13 protein-coding genes are annotated in these 12,239 nt (G+C 60.5%); 5 read left to right on the top strand and 8 right to left on the bottom strand.

Annotation, left to right across the window (positions count from 1 at the left end; genetic code table 11):
- Position 1 precedes the first annotated feature (1 nt).
- Positions 2–1,129: a saccharopine dehydrogenase gene (locus AB9L16_RS10130; protein WP_310220454.1), complete on the bottom strand. Its 1,128-nt coding sequence runs from the start codon at positions 1,127–1,129 to the stop codon at positions 2–4.
- A 169-nt stretch (positions 1,130–1,298) separates the two neighbouring features.
- Here AB9L16_RS10130 and AB9L16_RS10125 point away from each other — a divergent pair, with 169 nt between their 5' ends.
- Together AB9L16_RS10125 and AB9L16_RS10120 are read left to right on the top strand one after the other, a co-directional pair.
- Positions 1,299–1,514, top strand: coding sequence for a PLD nuclease N-terminal domain-containing protein (locus AB9L16_RS10125; protein WP_041480553.1), 216 nt, complete (start codon positions 1,299–1,301; stop codon positions 1,512–1,514).
- A gap of 254 nt (positions 1,515–1,768) precedes the next feature.
- Positions 1,769–2,245, top strand: a complete 477-nt coding sequence (locus AB9L16_RS10120; protein WP_016774305.1) for a hemerythrin domain-containing protein — start codon at positions 1,769–1,771, stop codon at positions 2,243–2,245.
- A gap of 507 nt (positions 2,246–2,752) precedes the next feature.
- Here AB9L16_RS10120 and AB9L16_RS10115 read toward each other — a convergent pair.
- The 3 genes from AB9L16_RS10115 to AB9L16_RS10105 form a co-directional block, all read right to left on the bottom strand.
- On the bottom strand, positions 2,753–3,679 hold the full coding sequence (locus AB9L16_RS10115) for a LysR family transcriptional regulator (RefSeq protein ID WP_375123477.1): 927 nt from the start codon (positions 3,677–3,679) through the stop codon (positions 2,753–2,755).
- Entirely contained in the window at positions 3,676–4,650 is a 975-nt protein-coding gene (locus AB9L16_RS10110; protein WP_375123476.1) for a quinone oxidoreductase, read from the bottom strand. Before AB9L16_RS10110 ends, AB9L16_RS10115 begins: the two co-directional genes overlap by 4 nt.
- Before the next feature lie 152 nt (positions 4,651–4,802).
- Positions 4,803–5,294, bottom strand: a complete 492-nt coding sequence (locus AB9L16_RS10105; protein WP_375123475.1) for an anti-virulence regulator CigR family protein — start codon at positions 5,292–5,294, stop codon at positions 4,803–4,805.
- A 127-nt stretch (positions 5,295–5,421) separates the two neighbouring features.
- Here AB9L16_RS10105 and AB9L16_RS10100 point away from each other — a divergent pair, with 127 nt between their 5' ends.
- The gene (locus AB9L16_RS10100) at positions 5,422–5,580 is read left to right on the top strand and encodes a DUF2986 domain-containing protein (protein ID WP_081932631.1); all 159 of its coding nucleotides are present in this window, start codon (positions 5,422–5,424) and stop codon (positions 5,578–5,580) included.
- 1 nt (position 5,581) lies between these two features.
- Here AB9L16_RS10100 and AB9L16_RS10095 read toward each other — a convergent pair whose 3' ends face one another.
- Positions 5,582–6,793, bottom strand: coding sequence for an MFS transporter (locus AB9L16_RS10095; protein WP_375123474.1), 1,212 nt, complete (start codon positions 6,791–6,793; stop codon positions 5,582–5,584).
- Positions 6,794–6,924: 131 nt separating this feature from the next.
- Between AB9L16_RS10095 and AB9L16_RS10090 the strand changes: the two genes are divergently transcribed.
- Positions 6,925–7,827 (top strand): LysR family transcriptional regulator, encoded by a 903-nt coding sequence (locus tag AB9L16_RS10090; protein ID WP_375123473.1) that lies wholly within the window; start codon positions 6,925–6,927, stop codon positions 7,825–7,827.
- A 330-nt stretch (positions 7,828–8,157) separates the two neighbouring features.
- On the opposite strand, the gene AB9L16_RS10085 is transcribed toward AB9L16_RS10090, so the two are convergent.
- Genes AB9L16_RS10085 through AB9L16_RS10075 form a run of 3 tightly spaced genes read right to left on the bottom strand, consistent with a single transcriptional unit; the run spans position 8,158 to position 10,045 of the window.
- The gene (locus AB9L16_RS10085; protein WP_150635647.1) at positions 8,158–8,970 is read right to left on the bottom strand and encodes a DUF3618 domain-containing protein; all 813 of its coding nucleotides are present in this window, start codon (positions 8,968–8,970) and stop codon (positions 8,158–8,160) included.
- Positions 8,967–9,395 carry a phage holin family protein gene (locus AB9L16_RS10080; RefSeq protein WP_052392217.1) on the bottom strand — a complete coding sequence of 143 codons (429 nt, stop codon included), beginning with the start codon at positions 9,393–9,395 and terminating at the stop codon, positions 8,967–8,969. The genes AB9L16_RS10085 and AB9L16_RS10080 overlap by 4 nt, the downstream gene beginning before the upstream one ends.
- A complete protein-coding gene (locus tag AB9L16_RS10075; RefSeq protein ID WP_236169183.1) occupies positions 9,395–10,045 on the bottom strand; it encodes a hypothetical protein in 651 nt (216 codons plus the stop codon). Before AB9L16_RS10075 ends, AB9L16_RS10080 begins: the two co-directional genes overlap by 1 nt.
- A 298-nt stretch (positions 10,046–10,343) precedes the next feature.
- On the opposite strand from AB9L16_RS10075, the gene AB9L16_RS10070 reads away from it, so the two are divergent.
- Complete coding sequence (locus tag AB9L16_RS10070) at positions 10,344–12,200, top strand: ABC transporter ATP-binding protein (RefSeq protein ID WP_256808792.1); 1,857 nt, start codon at positions 10,344–10,346, stop codon at positions 12,198–12,200.
- Positions 12,201–12,239: the final 39 nt, after the last annotated feature.

The following is a 12,239-nucleotide window of genomic DNA, read 5'->3' as shown; positions in this document are numbered from 1 at the left end:
CTCAACGCTGTCCATCGGAGAATTGAACCGACAGGCTCAAGTTGGCCGGATCGTTGATCGCCGCCAGATATTCATCGACGCTGATTTCGCCAACACACGGCCTCGCGCCAGGTTGCGGTGCATAACCCCGCGCCATTTTGATTGCCAGGGCGACGGCGGCGCAGCTGGGGATTTCCGGGCCTTTGTCATTCAGCGCGGTGAGTTGCGCGGTCAGGCTCAGCGGCTGATCGTCAACCCCGATGCCTTGAACATCGATGTACATCGCGCTTTTGCCATCACCGAAGCGTTCGAACCACGTGCCCAGTCGATGCAGACGCGCCGCCCAGCGCACATGATCGCGCACCAGCCCGAAGCGCAAGGCTTTCGCCAGCAAGGCATTGGCGACGCCGCCGAGCTTCAGGCCGGCGCCAGCCTTGAAGCGCAGCGTCTGTGCGCCATAGCGGCGTGCGAAAATATCCATGTCAGGCACATCGACATTGGCCAGCACCCGCGTGCCCAGTTGCGGCATGCTGCGCAGGGTCAGATCGAGCCAACCCAATACTTCGTGATCCTGGCCGTTTTTCAACTGCCTGATCGGTTTGCCGGCATAAGCGAGCACGCCTTCGACCGTGGACAGCCCCGGCATTTTTGCCGAGGAAGAAATGCCATGCTCGATCGAGTCGATTCGCGCAAAACGTGAGCGCTGCTGATCGATGATCGCCGAAGACAAGGTCGGCACCGAACTGCAACCGCTGAGCACGGCCACACCAGCCTCCCTGGCGCGGGCGTCGAGCACATCAATGCCGTTGACGAAGGTGCGGCAGTCAGCCAGATCGCAATAATTCACACCGGCGCCGATGCAGCTTTCAGCAACTGCGTAGGATTGCCCCTGAAACGGCCCGCCGGTGTGCACCACCAACTGAACATTCAACTCTCGCAACGCCGCTTGAAAACCTGCGCCCATTGCATCGCCGCACCACCCTCCGCACGGACGGCCTGATTGCGCTTGCAGCTCAGCGACCTTGATTTGCAACTTGCGTGCATCGCGGCCCGACAACAGCAGTTCAATCTCTGGCATGAGCGCCAGATGCCGACACACGATACTGCCGAAATTGCCGTAACCACCGACAACCATCACCCTGAATGCCATTGCCCTGTCCCTGTTTCAGCCCAAACGTGGCGCAGAGGATATAGGCCGCAGCGGCGATCAGACATTTATTTTGCAACCGGGTATCACCCCGCCCGCTTGTCCAAGGCAAAAAGAATGAACCCAACGCCCCTATCGTCGCCTAACGCACAGACCATCAGGAGCTAAGCCTATGCAAATCGAAACCGTGTGGATCGTATTGGCGGTCATTCTTGTGCTGATCGAGCTTTGGGCCATCAATCGGGTGCGTAAAAGCGAAGGGAAATCCAGTAGTAAAGGCGTGTGGATCGTGCTGATCGTGTTCGTGCCGCTGTTCGGCCTGATCGCCTGGGCACTGGCGGGACCCAAGCATGTCGGTCGCATTTCGCCTTCCCAGGCTAACCGGTGACCCACGGGCGCAGGCCCGTCTCAAGTATCACCACAGCCCGGCTTTTGCCGGGCTTGTTATATGCAATGCCCGCCACGCGGATTTCTTGCAGGCTGCACGAAAGCATTGTGCCTGCTTCGATGCCAGCCCTTGATTTAGAAGGGTTGCGCTTGATCGGCGAGTTGGCATGAGTCCTGCGATAGCCTCTTCCTGAATACACAGCAGCGCGAAAAAGAACGCTGTGTTCAATCCGTGAAAAGCAGAGGCCTCAAAAAATGAATGCCATCGACCTTCTCAAAGCCGACCATGAAAAAGTAAAAGCCATCCTCAGCCAACTGAGTGAATCCACCGACCGCGCGCTGAAAAAACGCGTCGAGTTACTGGGCAAACTGGAAATGGAAATCACCATCCACACCCGCCTCGAAGAAGAGATTCTCTACCCTGCGTTCAAGGAAGCCGGCAGCAAGGAAGAAGACATCATGTACTACGAAGCCAAGGAAGAGCACCGCACCGTGGACTCACTGGTACTGCCTGATCTGAAAGAAACCGATCCGGGCAGCCCGGAATTTGCCGGCCGGGTCAAAGTGGTCAAGGAGCTGCTGGAGCACCACATCGAAGAGGAAGAAGAGGAAATGTTCCCGAAAGCGCAGAAGCTGCTGGGTAAGGCGAAGCTCGAGGAGCTGGGCGCGCAAATGGAAGCCATGAAGGCGAGCCACAAAAAGGAAATGGCGGCCAACAAGATCGCCGCTTGAAGTGTTGAAGACACCGAAGCCCGGCGGCAATGCCGGGCTTTTTTTGTGCTCCCAAACTGGCCCACGCTCCCACATTGGATATACGTATGTTCGGCAATTCCTGAGCAAGCCACGAAAGCTGTGGGAGCGAGCCTGCTCGCGAAGGCGTCAGGTCAGCCAGATCATCCATGACTGACACTGCGCTTTCGCGAGCAGGCTCGCTCCCACATTGGATATACGTATGTTCGGCAATTCCTGAACAAGCCACGAAACCTGTGGGAGCGAGCCTGCTCGCGAAGGCGTCAGGTCAGCCAGATCATCCATGACTGACACTCCGCTTTCGCGAGCAGGCTCGCTCCCACAATGGATATACGTATGTCCGGCAATTCCTGAACAAGCCACGAAACCTGTGGGAGCGAGCCTGCTCGCGAAGGCGTCAGGTCAGCCACATCATCTATGACTGACACTGCGCTTTCGCGAGCAGGCTCGCTCCCACAGGGTCAGTGTCGGTCTTGATGCAGGTTGTGATCAAACCGCCCAAGGTGGCGCCGGATCGAATTTGGATTCAATCCACTCCTTGAACGCCACCACCGCCGCCGCTGGAAACCGCGATGACGGCCTGACCAGATAAACGCCGCCCGCCGAATCCAGATGCCAGTCGGGCAGCACGTGAATCAACCGACCTGCCGCCAGATCGCGGCTCATCAGCCAGTCGCCAGCACCGAGTATGCCGGCGTCGGCGCGCGCGGCGGCGAGCAGGGATTCGCTGTCGCTGGCAGTCAGGTTGCCGTGGGGCGTGATGGTCTGCACTTCGTTGCGGCGATGCAGGCGCCACAGCGGGAACGAGGCCAGCCCACTGAAGCGCAGGCAATTGTGCTGCAGCAGATCCTGTGGTGTCTGCGGCATGCCATGGGCCTCGATGTACGTCGGTGATGCGCAAAGAATCCGCCGATGGTCACTGAGCTTTTTTGCAATCAGCCGATTGTCCTCAAGCTCGCCGATGCGGATAGCCGCGTCGAAGCCCTGCTCGATGATGTCGACCAGGCCTTCGCTGTAATCGGCCACCAGCGAAACCTGCGGATGGGCCTTGAGAAATTCCGGCAGCAGCGGCCCCAGCCACAAGCGCCCCATCGCCGCCGGCAACGCCAGGCGCAAGGTGCCGCGTACTTCGCTGGCGCCCTGCACCGCTTGTTGCTGCGCTTCGTTCATCAACTCGACGGCCGCGCGCAAGCGTTGTTCAAGTTGCAGGCCGGCCTCGGTGATACGCACGTGTCGCGTCGAGCGTTCCACCAACCGCACGCCCAGTCGCTTCTCCATCGCCGCCAGGCGCTTGGAAACAATGGTCGGATGGCGCTGCAACAAACGCCCCGCCGCGACAAACGAGCCTTGCGCGGCGACGGCCAGGAAAGCAGCGATTTCATCGCTGTGCGGGTTGCTCAGAACATCCAGATTCATGGTTTTAGAATGATCGCCCCTGATGATCGCCCCGATTCAAGATCGGCATGCGCTTGTGCCGCGTCGGCCAATGAATACCGCGCGCGAATTTGCGGGGTGATGATACCGGCGGTAACAGCGGCCAGTACATCTTGTGCGCGCTCCTGATATTCGGCTGTCGTGGCGGTGTGCGCGGCCAGCGACGGACGGGTCAGGAACAGCGAGCCCTTGGCGTTCAGCGTGGCTATTTCCACCGCTGCCGGCGCGCCGGTCTGCGCGCCGAACGAGACCATCAGCCCGCGTGGGCGCAAGCTGTCCAGCGAGGCCTGAAAAGACACCCGACCAATCGGGTCATACACCACATCGACCTTGCGCCCCTCGGTGATACGCAACACGTCGGCTGCGAGGGTTTCGGCATCGAACACCAGTACTTCGTCACAACCGGACGCGCGAGCCTTGTCGACACTGGCCTGCTTCGACACCACACCGATCACCGTTGCGCCAAGGTGTTTGGCCCATGGCACCATGATTTCCCCCAGACCTCCCGCGACACCGTAAAGCAGCATCGTCGTGCCCGGCCCGACCGGATAAGTCGCCTTCAGCAGATACTGCGCGGTGATGCCTTTGAACAACACCGCCGCCGCATCTTCGAACGACAACTCATCGGGGATCTTCACCAGGCGCTCTGCCGGAAACAGTCGCGCCGAGGCGTAACCGCCCAAGGGGCCAGTGGCGTAAGCGACCCGATCACCGACGCGCACATTGCTCACACCGGCACCGACCGCCGCCACCCGACCCGCGCCTTCCAGCCCCAGCCCCGAGGGCAACGCCACCGGCACCGCACCTTTGCGCTGGCTGACATCGAGGTAATTGACGCCCACCGCCGCTTGCTCCAGCCAGACCTCGCCAGGCCCAGGCGTTTGCTCGCTGACAGTGTGCAGTTGCAGGACGTCCGGTGCGCCGGTTGCGGTGAAGCGGATTGCATTGGCCATGGTCATCTCCATTCATTCGTTAGCCGTTGAGCTCAGTCTGAAAGCTCAACATTCAACGAACAACCCAGCCTGAATGCAGTTCATTGCTGCATCTGATGCAGCTATGCATGAATAAAAAGGAGCGGCAGGTGCTGCCACTCCTCTTTGCAGAATCAATCGAACGCGCCATTGAGAATTTCGTAAACCAGCCCGGTAGCCAGCACGACGAGGATAAGGTCAGTACCTACCTGCCGCCATTCGTAGCCGTCGTAATGAGGCAAATGGCCGAGCAGACGTCCGTCCAGCTTCTTGGCGATGCCTGGTGGCAGCGGTTTGCCCCGCGCCAGATTCTTCTGAGCGCCAGGCGGCAGCGCTGGCCCCGGATTCCAGTATTCGCCGCGATAGCCGTCGACGATGCCGAGAATATTGCTGCGATCAATGCTCGGAGCACCGCCGCCATTGCCAGAGTGTTGCTGGCCTTTGTTGCCATTGCCCTGACCGCCCCCACCCGGTTTACCATGATCCTGCATGTTCTGCGGTTTGCCCTTGCCGTTGCCCTGGCCGCCCTGGCCCTTGCCATTGCCGGGGTCGGCCAGTGCCGTCGTGCTGCCGACTACAAGCGCGAGGCAAGACAACGCGACAATCAATCTGCGAGCTTTTCTCATGTGCGATTCCTTCGGTTTGGGGGGGGCTTGAGTTGGGGGGAATGTGCTCAGCTTAGTGGATTTCTCCTTGCTGACCACTCGGCCTTGCGTCAGGATTCCCACCCTCTCCACCCGCGATCGAAAAAACATGAATCGTCAAAAGAAGCTGCAGCAGTTGTTCAAGGAAAAAGCCAAAAAGGCCAACGCCAAACTGGCGCCGAAAAAGCCCAAGTACATCTGCAAGGCCGACCGCCTGAAGCTGGAAGCCGAAGCCGCGCAGGCTTCAGTGGAAAATACCGAGAGCTGAGTCAGGCCGTCTGCCGCGACGTCAGCCAGGTCATCAGCGCCGCCAGCACCAGCAATGCCGCGCTGGCGAAAAACGTCAGCCGATAACCGCTGCCGTCGAACAGCAGACCACCGATGGTAGAACCCGAGGCAATCGACAACTGCACCACCGCCACCATCAGCCCACCGCCCGCTTCGGCATCGTCAGGCAGCGTGCGCGCCAGCCACGACCACCAGCCTACCGGCGCCGCCGTGGCGATCAATCCCCACAAGCCGAGCAACACGAACGTCGCGACCACTGAACTGCCCATCCCAATGAGCGCCACTGCGATCATCGCCATCAACAGCGGGATGGCGATCACCACGCGATACAGCCCCTTCTTCAACACGGAACCGATGACCACGGTGCCGATAAACCCCGCCACACCAATGACCAGTAAAATCATCGACAGCACCGAAACATCGACCCGGGTCACGGTTTCCAGAAACGGTCGCAGGTAAGTGAACAGCACAAACTGGCCCATGAAGAACAGGCCGGCGCCGAGCATGCCGAATGCCACCCGGCGGCTTTTGAACAACGCAAAGCCGTTGGCTGCGCTGGCTTTGCGTGGCGCGGCGGGGAGCGCGGGCAAGCTGATCCATTGCCACAGCAGCGCAATCAACGCCACCGGTATCAGGCAGAAAAACGCCCCGCGCCAGCCAATCACACTGCCGAGATAACTGCCCAGCGGCGCCGCGACCACCGTAGCCAAAGCATTGCCGCCGTTAAAAATTGCCAATGCCTTGGGCACGCTGGCGGAGGGCACCAGACGCATGGCCAACGCTGCCGACATCGACCAGAAGCCGCCAATCACCACGCCGATCAATGCGCGACCGATCATGTAAACCGTGTAGTTGGGCGCCAGGCCCACCACCAGCCCGGACGCGCACATCAGCGCCGTCAACAGCAGCAACAGGCGCTTGCGATCCATCGAACCGGCAAGCCTGGTGATCGTCAGGCTGGTCAGCACCGCGAACGCGCCGGAGATGGCGATGCCGTAGCCGGCCAGGCCTTCGCTGATGTGCAAGTCCGTGGCCATGGGCGTGAGCAGACTGACCGGCATGAACTCGGAGGCGATCAGCGCGAAGACACACAGGGTCATGGCGAACACGCCGCTCCAGTACGCCGGTTGCTCGCCGGCAGTGGACACGCCCATGGGCTGGTTTGTCGGGTTGTCGATTGCTTGGGCCGTCATGCAAAAACCTGTTTGGAGGAACCAATGGTCGAGGCACTTCTGCCCCGTTACTCAGGCTGCAAAGCTTGACGGATCGGGCTTAACTTGATTAGTAGCGGTAATCTTCATGTGCTTTTGAGAAAAATTCAGCAATGAGCAACGCCAAAGTCAATGACCTGCAGGCCTTTCTGGCGGTGGCCCAGGATCAAAGCTTCACCAAAGCCGCTGCTCGCCTCGGCGTCACGCCTTCTGCGTTGAGTCATACGGTCCGCGCGCTGGAGCAGCGTCTGGGTATCCGCTTGCTGGCTCGCACAACGCGCAATGTCTCGCCGACCGAGGCTGGCGAACGCTTGATGCGTTCGATTGCGCCGCTGTTCGAGCAGATCAGCGCCGAGCTCGAAGCCCTTGGCGAATTGCGCGACAAGCCCAGCGGTACGATCCGGATTTCCTGCACGGACGATCAGATTGAGTTGTGCATTCGGCCGATGCTTACAAAGTTTTTGCAGGACTATCCGGACATCACCTTGGAGTTTTACGTCGATTATGGTTTCACCAATGTGGTCAAGGAGCGCTTCGACGCTGGTATCCGTCTCGGTGAGTCGATCAGCAAAGACATGATCGCCGTGCGCATCGGCCCGGACTGGCGCCTGGCCGTGGTGGCCTCGCCGGATTACTTCGCTCGCCACCCGAAACCCGCCACGCCACATCAGTTGACGGAGCACGCCTGCATCAACATTCGCCACCAACCGGCCGGCGCGATATACGCCTGGGAGTTTGCGCACAAGGGTCAGGATTTCAGCGTGAAGGTCGACGGGCAGTTGGTGTTCAACAGCATCATGCACGTGCTCAATGCCGCCGTGGATGGCATCGGCGTGGCGTACGTGCCCGAGCAATTGGTCGCGCCGTATCTGGCCGACGGGCGACTGGTAGAAGTGCTGGAAGAGTGGTGCCCGACGTTTCAGGGCTATCACCTGTACTACCCGAACCGGCGCCAAGGCTCGGCAGCGTTTGCAGCGTTTGTCGAAGCACTGAAGCTGAACACCGCGCCCCTGTAAGAGTGAGCCTGCTCGCGAAGGCGCCAGATCAGATACATCCACGTTGAATGACACACCGCTTCGCGAGCAGGCTCGCTCCCACAATGGTCCGGGTCAAGACCAAAATCTTCAGCGCAACCAAAATCCCTGTGGGAGCGAGCCTGCTCGCGAAGGCGCCAGATCAGATACATCCACATTGAATGACACACCGCTTTCGCGAGCAGGCTCGCTCCCACAATGATCCGGGTCAAGGCTACGTTTTCACAGGCTGGCTCACCACAGCGGCGCACCGAATCACCGCCGTACAACGACGAAGGGAGGCCCATTGCAGGCCTCCCTCGTTTCTCCCCGTCAGGATGTACCCAGACCCTGCGACAGATCCGAAGAAGACGGCCGCGCCGGATCCGGTTTGGTCTCGACTTCGGTTTGTTCAGTGGTTCGGGTCACCGTGTCACGCACGGCTTCATAACCTTCCTGAGCTTTTTGCTTGGCTTTGTCGACCATGCCAGCGCTGGTGCGGCCCATGTAGCGCTGTTCAGTGGAGGTGGTCGGCAACGCCGCGCCGAGCAAGGCACCCAAAGCGACCCCAGCGGCAGCCACCATCAGCGGTTGCTCCTTGAGCAGGTGACTGAACTGCTGGCCAAGCACTTGCGAATTACGCGACAGTCGATCACTGGCGTCATGCATCGCATGGCTCAGATTTTCCTTCGCCGCACCGACGTTTTCCCCGAGGTGGCTGGCCTTGCCTTTCAGCGACTGGTAGCCGTCCTTCAGCGAGTCAGTGGTCGAATGCAAATGCGCGCGCGCACTGTCGATGCCGTCGGCCAAACCATCGGCCCATTCGCCGGCCTTGTCTTGGTCCGGCCCGCTGCGATAGGTCGGCTGCGGCACCGGTGGGCGATTCTGGCTGATCATCAGCCAGAGCAGGCCCACGGAAGTCAGCACCGCTGGCACCGGATTATTGCGCACGCTGGTGCCGAGATTGGTGAAGAATGTCGAGCCGTTGCTCTGCATCATCCCCCAGGCCTGATCGATCATCTGCCCGGGGGTGAACTTGCTCTCCAGTTGATCGACGATGTTGCCGATGCTCGCGCGCTGCGCATCGATTTCGCGCTCGATCTGCTCCGGGCTTTTTTCCGCTTCGATATCCAGTTCGCTTTTCATGAGACTTTCCTCCGCAGCGCTTCCTGATCCTTGTTCAAGGCGTCGAGGGTGCGATCAGGTTTGAAGTGAGATGGCTCGAATTGCTTTTTCCCGGATTGCAGCATGGCGAAGCCGATGATCATTACCACCACGCCGACGATCAGCGCGGCCAGCCATGGCGCCATGAACATGCTCAGGCCGTACACAGCCGACATCAGCAGAATGATGAAGCCGGCGAGGAACACGATCGCGCCGCCGGCCACCGCAGCGATGCCCGCCTTCAGCGTGCTGAGGCTGTTGTGCAGTTCGGCTTTTGCCAGTGCCAGTTCCTTGGTGAACAAGGCCGGTACCTCGCGGGACAGTTGTCGCAACAGGCCGACCACCGAAGCGTCATCTGTTTGGCCGAGGGGCCTTGCCCCGCTCAGATCAGATTCATCTCTGTTCATCACAGTTCTCCTTTGGCGTCGGGTGCGTGCGGTACGGAAGCCGCGGCAAAATCAGCGGGGTGATCGCTGTCACTGGGCGAGGTCGGGGTGATGCCGGTGGCCAGTCCCGGATTGGCGTGGGTCGACGACGGCATCGACGATTCATAGGGTCGCTGCGCGCCGTAATCGGCTGGCGGTGGCGTAGAGGTGGAGCCCGCCGCTGGATCGTGTTCGGCACTGACCGTCGCTGCTGCAGAGGTGCCTGCCTTGAGAAACCGCGACAGGCCGAAACCGATGGCAATGCTGCCGGCGATGAACAATCCCGGATTGCTGCGCGCCAGATCCGCTGCATCGTGCAGCAACTGTTCGGCACTCTTGCCACGCAGATTGCCTGCCAGCCCGGTCATGGAGTCCGCCATGTCGGTCAGGTAGTCGGACATACCCAGCGTGTCCTTGTCCTGCAGTTCCGAGACAAAGCTTTTCGCCCCTTGCGCCAAGGCTTCGATCTGCTCGGCCGCCGTGTCGCGATACTGGCCGAATTGCGCATCGGCCTGCTGCCGCGCACCGCCCAGTGCTTCGCTGACGTTGTCCTTCAAATGATCAAAACTTTGCTCAGGCTTGCCGTTGGGATCACCTGATTCATACCCTGACCTGCTGTCTGAAGTATTCATGTCGCCCCTCGCCTTCTCACTGAAAACGTAAAAACGGAGCTACACGGCAACATTGCCTCGAGCCCCCACATAGGAGATGACGGAGCAGCTTGCGCGAGAGTTCAAACAGGTTGATGAGCGTTCAGCATCAGGTCTGGATCAGCGACGAAAGGTTGCGCTTGGCAGGATTGTGTTGAGCTTCTGCGCCGGTCTGCGGTCAAGACAAGGCACGGGGGTTCATCCAGATGATGGCAGTGAAACCCTCAACGCCGCCGATAGATGGCAGAATCCCCACACCCTGATCACTTCGGAGACCGCAATGCTTCGCCTGTTTGAAGAAAGGCTCGACCCCTTCCCGCCCGACGAGGCGCCGCCACCGCCAGTCGGCCTGATGCGATTTCTGTGGGCCTGCACCCGGGGCGCGCGCGGTTACATCCTGGCCTTCGCCCTGCTCAGCGCCAGCGTGTCGATCTACGAGGCATGGCTGTTTTCGTTCCTCGGGCAAGTGGTGGATCTGCTCTCGACCTGGCAATCTGGCGGCGCTGCTGGTGACGAGGAAAGCCGCGTGTTGTGGGGCATCGGCATTGTGCTGGTAGTCAGCATCGGGCTGGTGGCGCTACGCACGATGGTCCAGCACCAGATCCTCGCGATCAATCTGCCGCTGCGCCTGCGCTGGGACTTTCACCGGTTGATGCTGCGGCAAAGTCTGTCGTTCTTCTCCGACGAGTTCTCCGGCCGGGTCACGACCAAGGTCATGCAGACTGCGTTGTCGGTGCGCGAGGTGTTGTTCACCCTGATCGAAATTCTCCCCGGCATTGGCGTGTACTTCATCGCGATCATTGCGCTGGCTGGTGGCTTTGCGTTGAAGTTGATGCTGCCGTTCCTGGCGTGGATCGTTTTGTTCGGGCTGGCGATGGTGTATTTCGTGCCGCGTCTGGGCAAGGTCGGCCAGGAACAGGCCGATGCGCGCTCGTCGATGACCGGGCGGATTGCCGATGCCTACACCAACATCACCACGGTCAAACTGTTCTCGCACTCCAAGCGTGAAGCGCATTTTGCCCGTGCGGCGATGGAAGATTTCAAGCTCACCGGGTTCCGCCAGATGCGGCTGGTCAGCCAGTTCGAAATCGTCAATCAGGCGCTGGTGGTCGCGCTGATTCTCGGTGCCGGCGGTTATGCGTTGTGGCTGTGGCATCAAGGCGAAGTCGGCACCGGCGCCGTCGCGGCGATCACCGCCATGGCGTTGCGCATCAACGGCATGTCGCACTGGATCATGTGGCAGATGACTTCGCTGTTCGAAAACATCGGCACCGTGCAGGACGGCATGGCCACCCTGACCAGCGGCCCGAAAGTCCAGGACGCACCGGATGCCAAGGTGCTGGAGCCTGCCGGCGGCGAAGTGGTCTTCGACAATGTCAGCTTCAACTACAACGGCGAACGCCAGGTGCTCGACGGCTTGACCCTGCACATTCGCCCCGGCGAGAAAATCGGCCTGGTCGGCCGCTCCGGTGCAGGTAAATCGACGCTGATCAACCTGCTGCTGCGCTTCTACGACGTTGATCGCGGCGAGATCCGCATCGATGGGCAGAACATCGCCGAGGTCACCCAGGACAGCTTGCGCAGCGTGATCGGCATGGTCACCCAGGACACGTCACTGCTGCACCGCTCGATCCGCGACAACATCGCCTACGGACGCCCGGACGCCACCGACGAAGACATCCACCGCGCTGCGGTGAACGCCCAAGCCGATGATTTCATCAGCCAGTTGAGCGACAAGCAGGGCCACAGCGGTTACGACACGCTGGTCGGCGAACGCGGCATCAAGCTCTCCGGCGGCCAGCGCCAGCGCATCGCCATCGCCCGGGTAATGCTGAAGAACGCGCCGATCCTGCTGCTCGACGAAGCCACCAGCGCACTGGACTCGGAAGTCGAAGTCGCGATCCAGGAAAGCCTCGATGAAATGATGCAGGGCAAAACCGTGATCGCCATCGCCCACCGCTTGTCGACCATTGCGGCGATGGACCGGCTGATCGTCATGGACGAAGGCCGCATCATCGAGCAAGGCACCCACGCGCAATTGCTCGAGAAGAACGGCACCTATGCGCGGCTGTGGCAACACCAGAGCGGCGGGTTCCTCGGTGAGGATCGCGGTTTGGTTGAGGTGATGGAGGAGTGATCAGGCTGGAGGGCCGGGGCCGGCCCTCCATCGATTGGC

This window comes from Pseudomonas sp. LW8, from assembly GCF_041956865.1.
Lineage (GTDB): Bacteria > Pseudomonadota > Gammaproteobacteria > Pseudomonadales > Pseudomonadaceae > Aquipseudomonas > Aquipseudomonas siliginis.
This window is presented reverse-complemented; position numbering and strand designations above follow the sequence as displayed.